19 protein-coding genes are annotated in these 19,522 nt (G+C 56.1%); 17 read left to right on the forward strand and 2 right to left on the reverse strand.

Annotation, left to right across the window (positions count from 1 at the left end; genetic code table 11):
* The first annotated feature begins 12 nt into the window (after positions 1-12).
* From D5270_RS05205 to D5270_RS05235, 7 genes are all read left to right on the forward strand, one after another.
* Positions 13-795 (forward strand): PHP domain-containing protein, encoded by a 783-nt coding sequence (locus D5270_RS05205; RefSeq protein ID WP_166543081.1) that lies wholly within the window; start codon positions 13-15, stop codon positions 793-795.
* Between the two features lie 243 nt (positions 796-1,038).
* A complete protein-coding gene (locus D5270_RS05210) occupies positions 1,039-2,313 on the forward strand; it encodes an aspartate aminotransferase family protein (protein ID WP_166543082.1) in 1,275 nt (424 codons plus the stop codon).
* A complete protein-coding gene (locus D5270_RS05215; protein ID WP_166543083.1) occupies positions 2,310-3,662 on the forward strand; it encodes a penicillin-binding transpeptidase domain-containing protein in 1,353 nt (450 codons plus the stop codon). The genes D5270_RS05210 and D5270_RS05215 overlap by 4 nt, the downstream gene beginning before the upstream one ends.
* A gap of 62 nt (positions 3,663-3,724) precedes the next feature.
* Positions 3,725-4,690, forward strand: a complete 966-nt coding sequence (locus tag D5270_RS05220) for a type I phosphomannose isomerase catalytic subunit (RefSeq protein ID WP_166543084.1) — start codon at positions 3,725-3,727, stop codon at positions 4,688-4,690.
* A 3-nt stretch (positions 4,691-4,693) separates the two neighbouring features.
* On the forward strand, positions 4,694-5,647 hold the full coding sequence (locus D5270_RS05225; RefSeq protein ID WP_166543085.1) for a sugar kinase: 954 nt from the start codon (positions 4,694-4,696) through the stop codon (positions 5,645-5,647).
* Entirely contained in the window at positions 5,644-6,063 is a 420-nt protein-coding gene (cdd, locus tag D5270_RS05230) for a cytidine deaminase (protein ID WP_166543086.1), read from the forward strand. Before D5270_RS05225 ends, cdd begins: the two co-directional genes overlap by 4 nt.
* Positions 6,064-6,079: 16 nt before the next feature.
* Entirely contained in the window at positions 6,080-7,387 is a 1,308-nt protein-coding gene (locus tag D5270_RS05235; protein WP_166543087.1) for a pyrimidine-nucleoside phosphorylase, read from the forward strand.
* On the opposite strand, the gene D5270_RS05240 is transcribed toward D5270_RS05235, so the two are convergent.
* Positions 7,384-7,908: a peptidylprolyl isomerase gene (locus tag D5270_RS05240; RefSeq protein ID WP_243150161.1), complete on the reverse strand. Its 525-nt coding sequence runs from the start codon at positions 7,906-7,908 to the stop codon at positions 7,384-7,386. The two genes, D5270_RS05235 and D5270_RS05240, sit on opposite strands and share 4 nt — an antisense overlap.
* A 145-nt stretch (positions 7,909-8,053) precedes the next feature.
* Here D5270_RS05240 and D5270_RS05245 point away from each other — a divergent pair, with 145 nt between their 5' ends.
* The 9 genes from D5270_RS05245 (at position 8,054) to D5270_RS05285 (ending at position 17,142) form a co-directional block, all read left to right on the forward strand.
* Positions 8,054-8,821, forward strand: coding sequence for an exodeoxyribonuclease III (locus tag D5270_RS05245; protein ID WP_166543089.1), 768 nt, complete (start codon positions 8,054-8,056; stop codon positions 8,819-8,821).
* A complete protein-coding gene (locus D5270_RS05250; protein WP_166543090.1) occupies positions 8,814-9,536 on the forward strand; it encodes an NAD-dependent protein deacylase in 723 nt (240 codons plus the stop codon). The genes D5270_RS05245 and D5270_RS05250 overlap by 8 nt, the downstream gene beginning before the upstream one ends.
* A 56-nt stretch (positions 9,537-9,592) precedes the next feature.
* Positions 9,593-11,362: an ABC transporter ATP-binding protein gene (locus tag D5270_RS05255; RefSeq protein ID WP_166543091.1), complete on the forward strand. Its 1,770-nt coding sequence runs from the start codon at positions 9,593-9,595 to the stop codon at positions 11,360-11,362.
* Between the two features lie 3 nt (positions 11,363-11,365).
* Positions 11,366-12,739: a UDP-N-acetylmuramoyl-L-alanine--D-glutamate ligase gene (murD, locus tag D5270_RS05260; RefSeq protein ID WP_166543092.1), complete on the forward strand. Its 1,374-nt coding sequence runs from the start codon at positions 11,366-11,368 to the stop codon at positions 12,737-12,739.
* 34 nt (positions 12,740-12,773) lie between these two features.
* Complete coding sequence (gene rnr, locus D5270_RS05265; protein ID WP_166543093.1) at positions 12,774-14,981, forward strand: ribonuclease R; 2,208 nt, start codon at positions 12,774-12,776, stop codon at positions 14,979-14,981.
* 129 nt (positions 14,982-15,110) lie between these two features.
* On the forward strand, positions 15,111-15,287 hold the full coding sequence (locus D5270_RS05270; RefSeq protein ID WP_161471996.1) for a pro-sigmaK processing inhibitor BofA family protein: 177 nt from the start codon (positions 15,111-15,113) through the stop codon (positions 15,285-15,287).
* Between the two features lie 24 nt (positions 15,288-15,311).
* Positions 15,312-16,472, forward strand: coding sequence for an N-acetylglucosamine-6-phosphate deacetylase (nagA, locus tag D5270_RS05275; protein ID WP_166543094.1), 1,161 nt, complete (start codon positions 15,312-15,314; stop codon positions 16,470-16,472).
* Positions 16,473-16,510: 38 nt separating this feature from the next.
* A complete protein-coding gene (locus D5270_RS05280; protein ID WP_166543095.1) occupies positions 16,511-16,795 on the forward strand; it encodes a hypothetical protein in 285 nt (94 codons plus the stop codon).
* Positions 16,796-16,827: 32 nt separating this feature from the next.
* A complete protein-coding gene (locus D5270_RS05285; RefSeq protein WP_166543096.1) occupies positions 16,828-17,142 on the forward strand; it encodes an aminoglycoside phosphotransferase family protein in 315 nt (104 codons plus the stop codon).
* Between the two features lie 94 nt (positions 17,143-17,236).
* Here the strand turns inward: D5270_RS05285 and pap are convergent, their stop codons facing one another.
* Positions 17,237-18,709: a polyphosphate:AMP phosphotransferase gene (pap, locus tag D5270_RS05290; protein WP_166543097.1), complete on the reverse strand. Its 1,473-nt coding sequence runs from the start codon at positions 18,707-18,709 to the stop codon at positions 17,237-17,239.
* Between the two features lie 211 nt (positions 18,710-18,920).
* Between pap and pth the strand changes: the two genes are divergently transcribed.
* Positions 18,921-19,520 (forward strand): aminoacyl-tRNA hydrolase, encoded by a 600-nt coding sequence (gene pth / locus D5270_RS05295; protein WP_166543098.1) that lies wholly within the window; start codon positions 18,921-18,923, stop codon positions 19,518-19,520.
* The last annotated feature ends 2 nt before the right edge of the window (positions 19,521-19,522 follow it).

Raw genomic sequence — 19,522 nt, forward strand, 5'->3', positions numbered from 1 at the left:
AGGAGGGGAAAAGTGATAGACGGACATATCCATATTGAACGCGGAGCGTACACCCTTGATTGGATAAATAAATTCGTAAATAAGGCCGTCGAAATGGGTCTCGATGAGATACGCCTGCTTGAGCATAATTATATATTTGAGGAATTTGCCCCAATGTACGATACTGTGCGAGCATACAGCGGATACGTCGACGCGTGGTTTAGGAGAAGCGCGGGTATACATAAGCTCTCAGATTATCTGGAGCTTATGGAAAAAGCCAGGAGCAAGCAGTTCCCTGTAAAGGTCCGGTTTGGCCTTGAGGTATGCTATTTCAAGAAGTTTGAAGACTTTGTTTGTGAGCTTACAAGGGATAAGGGCTTTGACTTTCTGCTGGGAAGCGTCCACTTTGTTGACGACTTTGCTTTCGACCATAAGCCAGAGCATTGGGAGGGGCTTGACGTTGACAAAATATACCGCAGATATTTTGAAGATTCCATCTCATTGGCAAAGAGCGGATTATTTGACGGCGTCGGTCACCCGGACGCGATAAAATTGTTCGGCCACAGGCCTTCCTATCCGCTGACGGGGTACTATGAGAGCTTGGCGAAAGAGCTCTCAAGAAGCAATATGTATGCGGACCATAACAGCGGGGCCGCCAGGAGATGCCCTGAAACGGCGGCCCTTGGCATGAACAAAGAACTGCTTGGAATTTTGAAAAGGAATAATGTTAAGATAATCACTTCATCCGATGCCCATTGCCCCGAAGACGTGGGGTATAAGATTAAGGAGCTCAGCAGCCATATTGAGAGCTGTTAGGGCAAAAGGGCCGGGACACCCACTTGCGGTATGTCCCGGCCCTCTCTTTTTTGTAAACTTTCTTACATACCCTTCCATTTCCGGATGTTTTGTGATAGAATGGGTTTTAGGCCAAAATATAAAACAATAATCATTGGCCTGCGAACTTATTTGCCGCTATAATAGCCCCGGCTTCAGCCAAAGGCTGAACGTCGAAGATCGCTGAATCATGGGCAGCACCCATGGTAGAAAGGATGGTAAAACATGAGTCAAAACACAGATGTCTTCGAGAGCTACGAGTCCGAGGTGCGGTCTTACTGCCGCAATTTCCCCACGGTGTTCACCAGCGCCAAGGGGCCTTTCCTCTATGACGAGGAGGGCAGGGAGTATATCGACTTCTTCTGCGGGGCCGGCGCCCTGAACTACGGTCACAACCCGGACCTTATCCGCAACAGGTTAGTCGAGTACCTGCAGGGCGACGGCGTAATGCACGCCCTTGATATGTACACGAAACCCAAGCGGGACTTTATAGAGTTCTATGAAGAAAAAGTTTTAAAGCCCCGGGGCCTGCATTACAAGCTCCAGTTCCCCGGCCCCACCGGCACCAACGCTGTGGAGGCCGCGCTGAAGCTTGCCCGGAAGGTGAAGGGCCGCACGGGTATATTCGCCCTGATGGGGGCCTTTCACGGAATGACACTTGGCTCTATATCCCTCACCACCGACGCCGCCAGCCGGGCGGGGGCCGGTGTACCCCTTGAGCATGTTACCCATGTGCCCGCTCCATATATGTTCCCGGAGCTGGACACTCTCCAATATATCGAGACCCTTCTCACCGACGACCACTCCGGCGTCGAAAAGCCCGCCGCTTTTATCCTTGAGACCACCCAGGCCGACGGCGGAATATATCCCATGCCTGCAGAGTGGCTCAGGGGCCTTAGGGAACTCTGTGACAGGCACGACATACTCCTCATCGTTGACGATGTGCAGGTGGGCTGTGCAAGGACAGGCTGGTTCTTCTCCTTCGAGCGCGCGGGGATAGTGCCGGATATCGTCACCCAGAGCAAGTCAATCGGCGGCTACGGTATGCCCTTCGCCCTGGTGCTCATAAAGCCGGAGCTGGATATATGGGATCCCGGCGAGCATAACGGCACCTTCAGGGGCTATCAGCTCTCCATGGTGGCTGCAAAGGCCGGGCTTGAGATGATGCTTGACGGCAAGGTTGAGGAGAAGGTGCGGGGCGAGGCCCATATATTCCAGGAGTATATGGGTAGGATAGAGGCCCTGGCCCCCGGGAAGATAAGCACCCGGGGAGTTGGGTATGTCTGGGGCGTGGATTTGTCCGGCTGCGACAGTGATAATGCCCCCGGCACCGTTAGCAAGCGGGCCCTTGACATTGCATTTAAAAACGGCCTTATTGTGGAGCGCGTGGGCAGGGGAAACTCTGTAATAAAGGTAATGCCCGAGCTGCTCATAGACGAGAGTACCCTTTGCAAGGGGCTGGATATATTGACAAACGCTGTTAAAGAGGCTGTTTCATGAAAACTGTAGGTCTTCGCTCCATAGTGCTGTATATACTGCTGTTCGCTTTTTTAGGCGGCATAGGCTGGCTCGTAGTAAACCTGTTTATACAGGGGAGCCAGTGGGCCATGCAGCCCTATAACGGACACATATATATCGACGGCTCCATGGGCGATGTTGAAGACCGCGACGGCAATATTTTGGCCTATACCGAAGACGGCAGCCGGAAATACAGCGACAGCGAGACTGCCCGCCGGGCGCTGCTGCACACTGTTGGTGACACCGAGGGGTATATAAGCACCAGCGTCCAGTACACCCTCCAGAATAAGCTCACTGGCTTCAACCCAGTCTTCGGCCTGAACCGTACCATCTTTTCGAGCCTTGGCAGCACCGTAAAGCTCACCCTGGACTCCAATGCCTGCACTGCGGCCTATAACGCCATGGAGGGCCATAACGGCGGGGCCATCTTCTATAACTATAAAAACGGCAATATTCTGTGCAAGGTCAGCGCCCCCAGCTATGACCCATTAAACGTGCCGGAGAATATTGACAGCGACCCGGCCTATAAGGGCGCCTATCTTGACAACACCCTCTCCGGGTCATTCACCCCCGGCAGTATCTTCAAGCTGGTGACAAGCTTTGCCGCCATGGAGAAATGGCCCGACACCTGGACCGGCCTCACCTATAGCTGTGCCGAAAGCGAGGATATAGGCGGCAGCAATATCACCTGCCTTGGATATCACGGCGACCAGGATATGCAGGCGGCCCTGGGCAACTCCTGCAACCTGTATTTTGCAAAGCTTGCAAACGATATTGGGGCGGCTGATTTGCAGAAATCCGCCGGGAAGCTGGGCTTTAATAAGCCGCTGGATTTCAGCTCCATTGAGATAGCCGAAAGCGAGTGTAATTTGTCCGGGGCCAACGCCAACCAGCTGGGCTGGGCCGGGGTCGGGCAGTATACGGTGCTTGTAAACCCATACCAGATGATGACGGTCATGGGAGCTGTGGCAAACGGCGGCAGCTATGTGCAACCCCGGCTCACCGAGGACGGCGGGCTGTTCGGAGGCCTTGGAAGCTCCGGCGGCATTTCCCTCATGTCCCAGGCCCAGGCTAATAACCTTAAAACCATGATGCGCAGCACCGTCTCCGGCTACTATGGCGACTGGCTCTTCCCCGACGGATTAAACGTCTGCGCCAAGACCGGCACAGGCGAGGTCGGCGAGACCAGGGAGCCCAACTGCTGGATGGTGGGCTTCTGCGACAGCGACAGCTACCCCATCGCCTTTGCCGTGCTGGTGGAGGAGAGCAACAACAGTCTCGGAGCCGCCGGCGGCGTTGTGAACGCGGTGCTCTCTGAGCTTATAAGCTGATACCCTGAGCGGGGAGGATATATCTCCCCGCTCTCAAATTATGAATATACGGAGGCATGAAGATGAAAATAGAAAAGCTCACCCCCGCCTTTAAGGACTACCTCTGGGGCGGCACAAGGCTTCGGGACGTGTACAAAAAGCCCTGTGATTTTGACAAAGTTGCCGAAAGCTGGGAGCTCTCCACCCACCCGGCAGGCGAGAGCCGTATCTCCGGCGGGGAGTATGATGGCGTGACGCTCAACGAATACTTTAAGGCCAACCCTGGGGTACTGGGGGAGCATGTGCAAAAATTTGAGAGCTTCCCTGTGCTCATAAAGCTGATAGACGCAAAGGAGCCTCTCTCCATACAGGTGCACCCCAGCGACGAGTACGCCCTTAAAGCCGAGCACGAGTACGGCAAGACCGAGATGTGGTATATCGTGGACTGCGACCCAGGCGCAAGCCTGTACTTCGGCGTAAACCGTACTGTTACCCCTGAGGAGTTCAGAAGACGCATTGAGGACAACACCGTTGAGGAGGTCCTAAACCGGGTCCCGGTCCGCCCCGGTGACGTGTTCTTTATTGAGGCCGGCACCTTGCACGCCATCGGCGGGGGCATTTTAATATGTGAGATACAGCAGAACTCCAACTGCACCTACAGGGTCTACGACTACGGACGCCGGGGAGCTGACGGCAGGCTTCGGGAGCTGCATATAGATAAAGCCCTGGAGGTAAGCAAGCTTACTCCAAGCGAGGATAGCGGTAAGGCTTTGGAAACACAGACTATCAGCGGCGGCAGCATGGCAAGGCTTGCCGAGTGCAGGTATTTCACAGCCGACCGCTTTAATGTTGATAGTGAGGTAAATATTTTCATTGGCGCCGGTTCCTTCGTTTCCATGACAGCGGTTGAGGGCGCCGGGCAGATATCCGGCCCTGAAAACACCGTGGACTTTAGGCCCGGGGACACCCTGTTCATTCCGGCGGGCTCCGGGGCAGTTACCGTCAGGGGCAAATCCACTCTGATAGCCGTGGGCGTAAAGGGAGAGTAAAACATGAAAGTATTATTGATAGGTGAACCCATGGGCCTGTTTATGGCGGAGGAGGCCGGGCCATTGAGTAAATCCCGCCGCTTTATAAGCTCCATTGCCGGTGCGGAGTACAATGTAGCTGTAGGTTTAGCCCGCCTGGGCCATACCCCGGTGTACTGCACAAGGCTTGGCAACGACCCCATCGGACAGCAGATATTGGACGCCATGGCCGAAAACCATATAGACACCGCCCTGGTCTCCCGGACAGATGAACAGCCCACCGGCCTGATGCTCAAGGGCAGCACGCAGGAAGGTGACCCGGAGATAGCCTACTACCGCCAGGGCTCGGCGGCCTCGAAGCTCTCTCCAAGGAACGTGGACGCCTTCGGACTCTCCGGCATAGACTGGCTCCATGTCACCGGTATCTTCCCCGCCGTGTCCGAAAGCGCAATGTCCACCACAGTCCGCCTGCTGGACCGGGCCTCGGCAATGGATATCCCCATAAGCTTCGACCCCAACCTGCGCCCCCAGCTCTGGCCCGACGAGAAGACCATGGTAAACTCCCTAAACCGCCTGGCTGCATATGCCCAGGTCGTCCTGCCGGGAATTGGCGAGGGCAGGATACTTACCGGGCATGAGCACGAGGAGGATATCGCCGGATTTTATCACAAGCTTGGGGCCCGCTCGGTAGTAGTCAAGCTGGGCGGCGACGGCGCGTATTACTCTGAATCCTCAGGCGTTAAGGGCTATGCCCCCGGCATAGAGGTTGAGCGCATAGTAGACACCGTGGGTGCCGGCGACGGCTTCGCTGTAGGCGTTATAAGCGCCGTCACCGAGGGCCTCCCTCTCTCAGAGGCCGCTCGCCGGGGCAACGCTATAGGGGCCATACAGATAAGCCATAAGAGCGACAACGAGGGCCTGCCCACCCGTGAAAAATTGGAGGCGGTCTTAGCCGCCGGAAAGGTAGGCGCCCAATGAAAATATCCGAGGCAAAGGCCAAAGAGCTTGCAGCCCAGGCGCTGAAGGCCAGGGAGAACTCCTACTGCCCGTACTCTGATTTCGCCGTGGGCGCTGCCCTGCTCTGCGCGGACGGCAGCGTCTATACCGGCTGCAATATCGAGACCGCGGCATTTAACGGCTGCTGTGCCGAGCGCACGGCTATATTCACCGCCGCGGCCCAGGGCAAGCGTGAGTTTACCGCCATAGCCGTTGCCGGGGCAGGCAGGGGCAGTGAGCCCGACTTCTTCTGCACACCCTGCGGCGTTTGCAGGCAGGTTATGCGGGAATTCTGCAGGCCTGATTTCGACATAATCCTCACCGACGGCAAGGACATCAAGGCCGTGACCCTCGACGGCCTTCTGCCCATGGCCTTCGGGCCCGACAGCTTGGAGTAAACCGGAGGTTTCAGATATGCGCATGTATGATATTATCCACAAAAAGCGCCAGGGCGGTGAGCTCACCCACGAGGAGATAGCCTGGCTGGTAAAGTCCGTCACCGGCGGCTCCGTGCCCGACTACCAGGTATCTGCCCTCCTGATGGCAATATTCTTTCGGGGCATGACCCCTGAGGAGACCGTAGACCTGACCTGGGAGATGGCCCGCTCCGGGGACATGGCCGACCTCTCCCCCATACCCGGGGTGAAGGTGGATAAGCACTCCACCGGCGGCGTCGGGGACAAGACCTCACTGATAGTGGGCCCAATCGCCGCGGCCTGCGGGGTAAAGATAGCGAAAATGAGCGGCAGGGGACTGGGCCATACAGGAGGCACAGTTGATAAGCTGGAGAGTATCCCCGGCCTGCACATGGACGTCCCCCGGGAGCGATTTTATGAGATAGTAAATAAGACCGGCATTGCCCTGGTGGGGCAGTCCGGCAGCCTCTGCCCCGCCGACAAGAAGCTCTATGCCCTTCGGGACGTGACAAACACCGTGGACAGCCTGCCCCTTATTGCCGCCAGCATTATGTCAAAGAAGCTGGCAGCCGGGGCCGACGCTATCTTGCTCGACGTAAAGCTGGGCTCAGGTGCCTTCATGAAGACCCTCCCCGAGGCCGTGGAGCTGGCTGAGCTCATGGTGGACACTGGAAACAGGGCCGGACGGCGCACCGCCGCCATGATAACCGACATGGACATGCCCCTGGGCCGGTGTATCGGCAACGCGCTGGAGGTCAGGGAGGCCGTCGAGATACTCCGCGGAGACGGCGACAGCCGCCTTACGGAGCTCTCCCTGGAGCTTGCCGCCGGTATGATAACCCTTGCAGGCCTGGCCCCGGACAATAGCAGCGCCCTGGCCAAGGCCCGGGAGACTGTAGCCAGCGGGAGCGCGTTTAAGACACTATGTGATATGGTATCGGCCCAGGGAGGGGACGCCTCCTGCCTGGAGGACACATCAAAGCTCCCGCTCTCCCCCTGGGAGCTCACTGTCTCAGCGCCCGAGTCCGGCTATATCACCGCCCTGGACGCCGAGACCTGCGGCCTTGCCGCCATGGAACTGGGCGCGGGCCGGGAGAGTAAGGACGATGAAATAGACTACGGCGCGGGTATAGCGCTCCTTGCCAATAAGGGCGCCGCAGTGGAATCGGGCCAGCCTATAGCAAAGCTCTATGCCCAGTCCGAGGCACAGTGCGCCCAGGCGAAAGAGCGCTTCCTCTGCGCCATAACCATAGAAAAAGAGAGGCCGGATGTCCAGCCTCTCATAATCAAGCGGATAGGTATTTAATATTCAGGCCCCACATTCGGCTCCGGGTATTCCTCCCCGAAGGTCTCAACGGTGACCTTCTCCATTATCTGGTCGGAGTCAGGCTTGTCGTCCCGGTCCCTGTCAACGTGGGCTATGGCGTCGGCTACCTCCTGCCCCTCGGTCACCTTGCCGAAGGCCGCATACTGTCCGTCAAGATACGCCGCGTCAGCCACCATAATAAAGAACTGGCTCCCTGCGCTGTCTGGCTTCTGGGAGCGGGCCATGGAGATGACGCCTGTGGTGTGCTTTAAGTCATTTTCCACACCGTTGGCTGAAAACTCACCCTTTATGCCGTAGCCCGGGCCGCCCATGCCGGTGCCCTCGGGGTCTCCCCCCTGTATCATAAAGCCGGGTATGACCCGGTGGAATATTGTGCCGTCATAAAAGCCCTTGCGCACAAGGGAGATAAAATTATTAACCGTATTCGGCGCGGTCTCCGGATAGAGCTCCACCTTGATAACGCCCTGGTTCGTCTCTATAGTTACGATGGGATTCTGCAATTTGTAAACCTCCAGTTTCAAAATTTCCGAGCTGTTTATTTCCATATTATAACATAAAGGCCGGAGAAAGCATAGCCCCCCGCCGTAATTTTATAATTTATTCACACTGAGTTCATGAACTCATGCTTACGAAAGGAAGGATACGATGAAGCTTATCTCATGGAACGTAAACGGCCTTAGGGCCTGTATGGGCAAGGGTTTCATGGATGTGATAGACCGGGAGCAGCCCGACGCCATCTGCCTGCAGGAGACAAAAATGCTCCGGGAGCAGGCTGATTTCCAGTTCCCCGGCTATCTTGAATACTGGAACTCCGCTGAGAAAAAAGGCTACTCCGGCACGGCTGTCTTCACTAAGACCGAGCCCATAAGCGTCGCCTACGGAATCGGCTGTGAGGACTACGACCGGGAGGGCCGGGCAATTACCGCCGAGTATGGCAGCTTCTACCTTGTGACTATTTATACCCCCAACTCCCAGCGGGGCCTTGAGCGCCTGCCCTTCCGCATGGTCTTTGAGGACAAGCTGCGGGAGTACCTCTACAGGCTCCGGGAGAAGAAGCCGGTGGTGGTCTGCGGGGACCTGAACGTGGCCCATAGACCCATAGATTTGAAGAACGACAAATCAAATATCGGAAACGCGGGCTATACCTATGAGGAGCGGGGCAAGTTCAGCGAGCTCTTAGCCAGCGGCTTTTTAGACAGCTTCCGCTATCTCTACCCTGACAGAGAGGAGGCCTACTCCTGGTGGAGCTACCGCAGCAACTCCCGGGAGAACAACACCGGCTGGCGTATAGACTATTTCCTCTGTGACGAACGGCTTGGGAAGCGCATAGACGACAGCCGAATCCTGCCCGAGTACACCGGCAGCGACCACTGCCCGGTCTGCCTTATCCTGGGGGATGATAAAGATGACTGACATAGAAACCCTGAAAAGCTGGCTCAGAGAGAGTAAGCATACCGTATTCCTAGGCGGCGCGGGGGTCTCCACCGCCAGCGGCATCCCTGACTTCCGCAGCGCCCACGGCCTGTATATGCAGAAAAAATCCGGCATATCCTATGAGGAGATGCTGTCAATAGATTACTACCGCGCCCACACTGAAGAGTTCTACGATTTTCTAAGAAACGTAATGCTCTATCCCGACGCGAAACCCAACCCCGCCCACTACGCCCTCTCGCAGCTTGAGCGGGACGGCATGTTGGAGGTGGTGATAACCCAGAATATAGACGGCCTGCACCAGCTTGCCGGGAGTAAAAATGTAATCGAGCTCCACGGAAACGAGAACCGCTATATCTGCCAAAAATGCGGGAAGGTGTACGATATGCGGCACGTGATGGACTGCGGGGGCGTGCCACTCTGCTCCTGCGACGGGCGGTTGAAGCCGGATGTGGTGCTTTACGGCGAGACCCTTAACGAGCGGGACTTAAGCCACGCGGTACAGTATGCGCTTGACGCCGACCTGATGATAGTGGGCGGAACGTCCCTGGTGGTGTACCCTGTGGCGGGGCTTGTGCAGTACCTGAAAAAGGATGCAAGGCTCGCCATACTCAACCGCGACCCCACCCCATACGACAGCCGCGCCCAGCTTATTTTCCGGGAAGACCTTGCCGATGTGCTGTCCGCGTGTTTGTAAAATCCAAAAGCTTGTGCTATAATAGAGGAAGAAAAATTTCACAAAGGAGTGGGAAAATGGGGGAAAGCCTCAGTAAACGGAGGAAGGGCCTTGTGAGAAGGTTCCTTCCCTATTTCAGAAAGTATGTATGGGTGATGGTGTTCGACCTGTTCTGTGCTGCGCTTACAACTGTTTGCGAGCTCACCCTGCCGCTGCTTATGCGGTACGTCACGGATATGGGCATTAATGACCTCGCCTCTCTGACCTTGCAGATAGTCATAAAGATAGGCGCGCTATACCTGTTCCTCTGCTTAGTGGATGCCGGGGCGACCTTCTTCAGGGCCTCCATAGGCCATATAATGGGCGCCAGGATGGAGACGGATATGCGCACCCAGCTCTTTGCCCACCTGCAAAAGCTCAGCTTTAACTATTTCGACAACATGAAGGTGGGGCAGATAATGTCCCGCATAACCACAGATTTGTTCGATGTAACGGAGTTTGCCCACCACTGCCCCGAGGAGATATTCATGGCGACCATCAAGATAGCGGGGGCGTTTATCATCCTCTGCGGCATGAATGTGCCCCTGACGCTGATAGTCTTCTCGGTGGTGCCCTTTATGGTGCTTGCCGCAGCATATTTCAATATGAAGATGCGCAGCCAGTTTAGGCAGCAGCGCAGTCAGATAGGCGAGATAAACGCCCAGGTGGAGGACAGTCTCCTGGGCGTGCGGGTGGTAAAATCCTTTGCAAACGAAAATGTCGAGACCGAGAAATTCGAGGCAGGCAATAAAAAGTTCTTCCACATCAAGCGGGGGCGCTACTACCTGATGGGAGGCTTCGAGGCCACCAACCGCATGTTCGACGGCCTTATGCACTTCCTGGTGCTCCTGGTTGGAGCTGTCTTCATGATAAACGGCAAAGTCCAGCCCGCCGACCTGGTTGCCTATATGCTCTACGTGGGCACGCTTATAACGTCTATCCGCCAGCTGGTCCAGTTTGCCGAGCAGTTCCAGCAGGGCATGACCGGCATTGAGCGCTTCTTCCAGATACTGGACGCGGACGTGGATATCTTCGACGAGCCCGGGGCCACGCCCCTGAAGATAACCGAGGGCGGCGTGCATTTTGAGCACGTGGGCTTCTCCTATGCGGACGACGGCAAGCAGGTGCTTTCCGAGATAAACCTGGATGTGAAGCCGGGCCAGAACGTGGCTTTGGTTGGCCCCTCAGGCAGCGGCAAGACCACACTGTGCAACCTTATTCCCCGCTTCTACGACGTGACTGAAGGGCGCATAAAAATAGATGGGCAGGACATTAAAAATGTCACACTCCGCTCACTTCGCGAACAGATTGGATTCGTACAGCAGGACGTATATCTATTCTCCGGCACAGTCTTTGAGAACATAGAGTACGGCAGGCCCGGCGCCACCCGCGAAGAAGTGATAGCCGCGGCAAAGCAGGCCGGGGCCCACGGCTTCATAACCGAGCTGAGCAAGGGGTATGATACATACGTGGGCGAGCGGGGAGTGAAGCTCTCCGGCGGACAGAAGCAGCGTATAAGCATAGCCCGGGCCTTCCTAAAAAACCCGCCGGTCATGATACTAGACGAGGCCACAAGCGCCCTTGACAACGAGAGCGAGAAGATAGTGCAGGAGTCCCTGGAAAAGCTCAGCAAGGGCCGCACCACCTTCACCATCGCCCACCGCCTGTCCACTATCAAAAACGCCACCGTCATTTTGGTGCTCACTGAAAACGGCATTGAGGAGAAGGGCACCCACGGGGAGCTTATGGCAAAGGGCGGCGTTTACTACAATCTTTACAGCACCTACAGCGGCGACAAGGAGGGTTAAGCCATGGACGCCACCGCGTTTTTTAAGAGTATATCCGGCAAGCACATCACCTTCTGCGGCATAGGCCGCAGCCATATGCCCCTTATCGAGCTTTTCCAGAGCCATGGGGCCATAGTGACCGCCCGGGACCGCCGCAGCTTCCAGGAGCTTGGCGAGAACGGACAGACGCTTAAACGCCTTGAGGTGGGGCTGATTCTAGGCAAGGACTATCTCCACGGCCTCACCGAGGACATAATCTTCCGCACCCCCGGCATGCCCTTCCACCTGCCTGAGCTGGAAAATGCCAGGAGGCTTGGGAAGACCGTCACCAGCGAGATGGAGGTCTTTTTCCGGCTCTGCCCATGCAGGATATACGCTGTCACCGGCAGCGACGGCAAAACCACCACTACCACCATCCTGTCGGAGTTCCTGAAGGCCCAGGGCATGACTGTACATCTTGGCGGCAATATAGGAAAGCCCCTGCTCCCGGAGATAGAAGCCATCGCCCCGGACCATGTTGTGGTAGCCGAGCTCTCCAGCTTCCAGCTCATTTCTATGCGCCATAGCCCGGATGTAGCCGTGGTGACAAATCTTGCCCCCAACCACCTGGACATCCACAAGGATATGGACGAATACGTGGACGCGAAGAAAAACCTGATACTGCACCAGGACGGCTTCTCCCGCACAGTGCTAAACGCCGACAATGAGATAACCGCCGGATTCAAAGGCTTGGTGCGCGGAGACTGCTGGCTGTTCTCCAGGAAGGACAGCCCCGAAAGGGGAGTTTTCTGCAACGGCGAAAGCATACTGGTGAACGGCGAAAAGCTCATGGATGTGGGAGAAATAAAGCTCCCCGGCTGGCATAACGTGGAAAACTATATGGCGGCTATCGCCGCGGCTTGGGGTGAGGTCTCCCCTGAGAACATGCGCAAAGTGGCAAGGGACTTCGGCGGCGTGGAGCACCGCATGGAGTTCGTCCGGGAGCTTGGCGGCGTGAAATACTACAACGACTCCATCGCCAGCTCCCCCAGCCGCACCATCTCCGGCACCCTAAGCTGCTATGAGGAAAACCTGATACTAATCTGCGGCGGCTACGACAAGCATATCCCATACGCCCCCTTAGGCGGGCCCATATGCCAGCGGGTCAGGGAGCTGATACTCATGGGAGACACCGCCGAAAAGATAGAGGAGGCCGTGCTCGGCTGCCAGGAGTACCGCCACAGCCATCCCAATATCCACCATGTGAGGGATATGCAGGAGGCCGTATTCCTGGCCGGGTCCCTGGCCTCGCCCGGGGATGTAGTCTCCCTGTCCCCCGCCTCGGCCTCCTTTGACATGTATCAGAGCTTTGAGGCCCGGGGCCGGCACTATAAAGAGCTCGTTGCAGGGCTTAAATGAGAAACGGACTGTAAAAAGAGAGGAAGTCAGATAAATGAAGAATAATAAAGGACCACAGAGAGGCCGCCGGGGCTTCGGCGAGCCCAGGCGCACCTTCGGCTCCCCCGACCAGGACGCCTACACCCTCCCCAGCGCCGCCAGCACCCCAGAGGAGCTGCTGATTCTGGGCGCCCTAAAGCGCTGCGGCGGCGACGGCGTGCCCAGCAAGTCCCTTCAGCGGGAGTCCGGTATCAGGGACAAGGACAGCTTCTATGAGGCTTTAAAGAGCCTTGAGGCGCTCCGGGAGGTCACCATAGACAAGGACCACTGGGTAAAGCTCGTCCCTCCGTCCAGGGAGATAGAGGCACAGATTGTCTCCCTCTCCGCGCGCTTCGGCTTTGCAAAGCCCAGGATAGGCGAGGACATATTTATCCCCGGCAGGGACCTGAACGGGGCGTTTTTAGGGGACAAGGTAATACTTTTTGACTTACAAAAGCGCGATAAGGGCCCCAGCGGCAAGGTCAAGCGCATAGTGGAGCACGGAGAGAACAAGCTCACCGGCACCGTCCACATAGACGAGCACGGCTCCGTCATAACCCCCGACGGCCCCATAAGGTACGACCTGGAGATACCTTCCGGGAAGCTGGGCGGCGCTAAGGACGGGGATAAGGTGCTCATGGAGCCCATACAGGACTATAGGGGCGACTGGACCCAGGCCGGGGTAAAATATATTTTCGGCACCGGCGACCGGGCCCGGGTCTGCGCCGACGCCATTATCGAGCGCTGCGGCATACCCACCCAGTTCCCCCCCGCGGTCATGGCCCAGGCCGAGGACATCTCCCATATGACCGTCACCCCCGAGGATATGGCTGAGCGCCTGGACCTTCGGGACGAGCCTATCTTCACCATCGACAGCGCCGACGCAAAGGACCTGGACGACGCCGTCTCCGCCCATAAGACTGTGAACGGCTACACCCTTGGGGTGCACATAGCGGACGTGTCCCACTATGTGAAGGCGGGCACGCCCATAGACAACGAGGCCTTTATCCGTGGCACCTCCGTTTACTTTGCCGACCGGGTGATACCAATGCTCCCCGAGGCCCTCTCCAACGGCGTCTGCTCCCTGAACGCCGGCATGGAGAAGCTCACCTTCTCCGCTTTGATGGACTTTGATTTCGACGGCAATATGACAGGCTACAGATTTGAGAAGACCGTTATCAACTCCAAGGTCAGGGGTGTGTACAGCGAGGTAAACAAGATTTTCCAGGGTACAGCCATGCCCGATATCCTGGAGAAATACTCACCGGTAATGGACAGCCTTATGACCGCCAAGGAGCTTGCGGATATCCTTCGGAACAGCGGCAAGTCCCGAGGTCAGATGGACCTTACCAGCGACGAGACCAAGTTCGTCCTAAACGAGGACGGCGTGTGCATAGACCTGCTCCCCCGTACCCAGGGCATATCCGAGGAGCTCATAGAGCAGCTAATGGTGGCTGCAAACTGCGCTGCGGCTAAGGCCAGCTTAGATGCCGAGATACCCTTCCTATACCGCGTCCATGAGAAGCCCAACCCCGACCGGGTCTACGAGCTCTGCGACCTGTTCGACCGTCTGGGGGTAAAATGCTCCGAGCTCAAAAAGGGGACCCCCAGCACCAAGGATTTCGCTGAGGTCCTGGACCGTGTTAGAGGCACAAGCAAGGAGTCCCTTGTAAACCAGCGTATCCTGCGCACTATGGATAAGGCCAGATACGACCACCGGGAGCTGGGCCACTTTGGTCTGGCTCTGGGAGAATACAGCCACTTCACCTCCCCCATACGCCGCTACCCCGACACATCCATCCACCGTATTTTAAGCGACCTTGTGCGCGGCGAGGATAAGGGGAGCATCCGTAAAAAGTACAGGACCTTTGCCGAGGAGTCCGCTGTCGAGAGCTCCAAGAACGAGGTCAGGGCGGTCACCGGCGAGCGGGACGCCGAGGACTGCTATATGGCTGAGTATATGCGCGCCCATCTCGGGGAGCACCATACGGGAGTTATCAACGGCGTTACCCCCAAGGGCATTTTTGTAAAGCTTGAGAACAACGCCGAGGGCTTTATCAGCCTCAGTGATTTTGAGAACTGTGACTTTGAGTTTGATGGCGAAATATGCCATAAATGCCGCCGCAGCGGGAAGACCCTCATGATGGGCCAGGAACTGGGAATCATAATCGCAGGCGCCGACGTAGCTACCGGGCGCATAGATTTTATGCCTGAGGAGCCGTGAATAAGTCCTCTTACCCTCTCATAAAAATATAGTACAGTAAACGTGCCGGGCAGCACCGCCTAGTCCAAAGGATGAAAAGTATCTCTTTCTGACCGCGTTTACTATAAACCCTTTTGAGAGGACATCCCAATGAAAAGCTTTATTTTCTCCGGCCTGCTGGGATTCTTGGCCCTGGCTGCCGTAAACCTCACCGCCCCCTACACCGGCGTGGCCCTGGCCGTCACCCGCCTGTCCATAGGCGTATCAGGACTTCTGGGCGTCCCCGGTGTGACCCTTCTTGTTATATTAAACACCATACTCCTATAATCAAAAAAGCGAGGGAAGTAAAAAATGTTCATCATCAACTCCACCTATCTTGACAAGGACTTCAATCTTGTTAAGGGCGACATTCAGATTGAGAACGGCAGGATAACCGCATGCGGCCCCAGCCTGCCCCGTAGTGACGAGGACACCGCTATCGACGCCCAGGGCTATACCGTCGTCCCCGGCTTTGTGGACGTGCACATCCACGGCTGCGCCGGCGCGGACGCCGGCGACGGTACAACAGACTCACTCGAGAGCATGGGCCGGTTCCTCCTGTCCCACGGAGTCACCTCCTTCTGCCCCACTACCGCCACTGTCAGCAGCGACACCATCAAGGCCGCTATCCGCGCGGCAAAGCAGGTCCACGAGCACCCCATTAAGGACGGCGCAAAGGTGGCGGGTATGAACCTTGAGGGGCCCTTCTTCTCCCGGGAGCGCAAGGGCGCCCAGAACGAGGAGTTCCTGCTGGCCCCGGACTTTGAGCTCTTTAAGGAGTGGTACGACCTCTCCGGGGGCCTTGTGAAGCTCATAGACCTTGCCACTGAGCAGCCCGGAGGCGAGGATTTTGTGAAAAGGGCCAAGGAGCTCTGCACTGTCTCCATCGCCCATACCACCGCCTCCTATGAGGACGCAAAGGACGCCTTTGACTGGGGAGTCACCCACGTCACCCATCTCTTCAACGCCATGAACGGCCTGCACCACCGCAAGCCCGGGGTTGTAGGGGCCGCATTGGAGGACGAGCGGGTCCGGGCAGAGCTGATATGCGACGGCGAGCACATCCACCCGGCGGTGCTGAAGATTGCCCTCAATGTCTTAGGCGACAGGGCCCTCATAGTCAGCGACTCCCTCCGGGCCAACGGTATGCCCGAGGGCGCCGAATACGACCTGGGGGGCCAGACCGTGCGCATCAGCGGCGGCAAGTGCGTCCTCCCCGACGGCACCATCGCCGGGTCCGTGAGCAACCTGCACCACGAGGTAAAAAACCTGGTAAGCTGGGGAGTGCCCCTCCCTCGTGCGGTAAAGTCCGCCAGCCTTATCCCCGCCATCCAGATAGGCGCCGACAAGGAGATAGGAAGCATAGAGCCCGGAAAAGCTGCCGACCTTGTGATACTTGACAAGGACCTTGAGATTGCCTCAGTGTGGATAAGCCACGGCACAGATACCCATTGCGCGGTGAAGAAGGCGTAAAAATGCAGTGAGCGGGCCTAGCCATAAGGAGCTTACAAATGAAGTATTCATTGGAGCAGGCAAAAGATATACTCCCAAAATCAATCCAGGTAAAGTCAATAGAATTTATCGGATACGGAAACCATTCAGAAGCCTTATGCGTGAATAACGAGATGGTTATGAAACTTCCAAAGCACCGAAAAGCAAGTGACTGCCTAAAAATTGAAATGCAGGTATTACAGGGATTTGGACAAAGCGCTCCGCTGGATATTCCAAACGTCCTCTTCAGCGGCACATTCCCTGCTGGTGACGAAGAGTTTGTATACTTTATTCCAGACGCTTGAACGGAAAAAGATTATCTAAAAAAGAGTTTCTAATGCTGGACAAACGAATCCTCTTTCAAAACGCAGAGCTTATGGCAAAATTCTTGTATCGTCTGCATAATGTAAAGGATGTTTTTCCAGTCAAAAGAAAAGACTTAGTCTTGCTGCATGGTGATTTCAGCCTTAACCACGTATTGTTTAATGACAAAAACGTGGTGTGCGGAATTCTTGATTTTGCAGACAGCCGGGTTGGAAAACCCCTAAGTGATTTTTCTTATTTACTTGACGACGAAGATGACGAGGAATTTGGCGCAGACTTTGGGAAGACAGTTCTTAGCATATATAAAAGTTATAAGAATTCTGACTAAGTAAAACAAAAAAAACAGGGTGTGGCTGTTAAAAAGCCGTACCCTGTTTTACTACTTTGTTATGGAGCCTAGCCATTCGCCCCAATGTTTTCCGTCACTTAAGCGCCTTCTCCAGCGCCTCCACCACAATCTCCAGCGCCTTTATCCTGGCGTACTTTTTATCCACCGACTCCAGGATATGCCAGGGCGCATAGGTGGTGCTGGTCTTCTCCAGCATTTCGTCTATTGCCGCCTCATACACGTCCCATTTCTCCCTGTTGCGCCAGTCCTCGTCGGTGAGCTTCCACTGCTTGGCGGGCGTGTTCTTCCTGTCTGTAAAGCGCTCAAGCTGGGTGTCCTTGTCTATCTGAACCCAGAACTTCAGCACTACCGCCCCCCAGTTATGCAGCTCATGCTCAAACTCATTCATCTCATAGAAGGCCCTCTGCCAGTCGTTCTCGCTGCAAAAGCCCTCCAACCGCTCCACCATCACCCGTCCGTACCAGCTCCGGTCAAAGATAGCCACGTGGCCGTCCTTAGGCAGCCTAGTCCAGAAGCGCCAGAGATAGTGCCTTGCCTTCTCATGGGGCTCGGGGCTGGCGATTGGATACACCTCAAAGCCCCTTGGGTCCAGTGCCCCGGTGAGCCGCTTGATGTTGCCGCCCTTCCCGGCGGCGTCCCAGCCTTCATACACTATCACCACCGGCACCCGCTTGCGGTACAGCCGGTTGTGGAGCATACCCAGCTTCCCCTGGAGCTCCCTGAGCCTTGCCTTGTACTCCTCGTCCGTAATCGTCTTGCTCTTTAGCTCAACGTCTTTAAGCTTCGGCATTTTTATAAGCGGGAACACGTTCTGCAGCAGCGGCACCGCCAAGCTGCCGTTATGCAGAGCCGTATCAATCCCCGTACACAGCGCCTCCATCACCTGCAGCTCCGCAAATTTCTTATTCTTAGCGTCCACAATATACCACGGCGCGCTGGGGGTATTTGTGTCTTCCATGTACTTATCGAACACATCAAGGCATGTATCATAGTGATTATTCTGCCAGATATCCCCTCGGCTCACCCTCCAGGCGGTGTCCTTATGGTCCATCAAGCCGTTAATCCTCTGGGCCTGCTCCTTTTTGCTTATGTGGAAGAAGAATTTCAGCACCAGATAACCGTTATCCGTCAGCTGCCGCTCATAGCGCTTTACGCTGTCCACCCGCTGGGCATAGTCCTCCTCGTCCAGCATACCGTTAAGCCGCTCCTTAGTTATCTCGTCCATCCAGCCTGAGTCCAGAAAGGTGAACTTCCCGGCCTCCGGTATCTTCTCGAAATACCGTGTGAGGAAGGGCTTGCGGCGCTCCTCCTCAGTAGGCGCAGCCATGGAGAAGACCTTGAAGAAGCGGGGGTCTATATTCTTGATTATCCGCCCAATGGTGCTGCCCTTCCCGGCGGCTCCCCAGCCCTCGATAAGCACCAGCACCGGCAGCTTTTTATCCTTGAGCTGCATTTGCTGAACGGCAAGCTTCTCCTCTGCCGCCTTCAGCCTTTGCTTCGTATCGTCCTTCCCGGGCCGCTGGGGACGTATCCAATTTTTAAGCATATTGCTCACCTCAGTGTTGATTTTGTGGTTCTATAGGTGCATTATAACATATTTATTCTGAAAAATCCAGGATTTTTTATAAGAATATATCCGGAAACAGGTTTGTCTATACCCCTTGCAAACCGCGCTAAACCATGCTAAAATAGTCCACGCACAGGCGGGCGGGCCATCCCTCCCGCCAGGTTGTTTTGTTCAGAGGGAGGAATTCAGGATGTTTTTTTCAAAAAGGCAGACCGCCCCGGGTCCCGTTGAGTTTATCATAGCGGGCCTTGGGAACCCCGGCAGGGAATATGAGGGCACAAGGCATAATGCGGGCTTCATGGTCCTGGACCGCCTATGCGAAAAGCTTGGCGCTGATATGCGCCGGGTGCGCTTCAAGGGCGTCACCGGCGACTGTGAGCTTGGCGGCAGACATGTCCTGCTGCTAAAGCCCGGGACCTTCATGAACCTGAGCGGGCAGTCCGTGCGGGAGTCCATGGGCTTTTACAAGGTACCTCCCGAGCGCACGCTCATAATCTTCGACGACATAAATTTACCCCCGGGAAAGCTCAGGGTGCGGCGCAAGGGCAGCGACGGCGGGCATAACGGCATGAAGAATATTATATATCTCTCCGGCTCCGACCAGTTCCCAAGGATAAAGGTGGGGGTGGGCCAGAAGCCGCACCCGGACTTCAACCTGGCCGACTGGGTGCTCTCAAAATTTACCGCCGCCGACATGAATGAGCTGGACCAGGCCCTGGACAACGCCTGCGCCGCCGCGGAGCTCATTATCTGCGGGGATACTGACCGGGCCATGAACCTTTATAACTGAGG

The organism is Acutalibacter sp. 1XD8-36 (assembly GCF_009917525.1).
Taxonomy (GTDB): Bacteria; Bacillota; Clostridia; order Oscillospirales; family Acutalibacteraceae; genus Acutalibacter.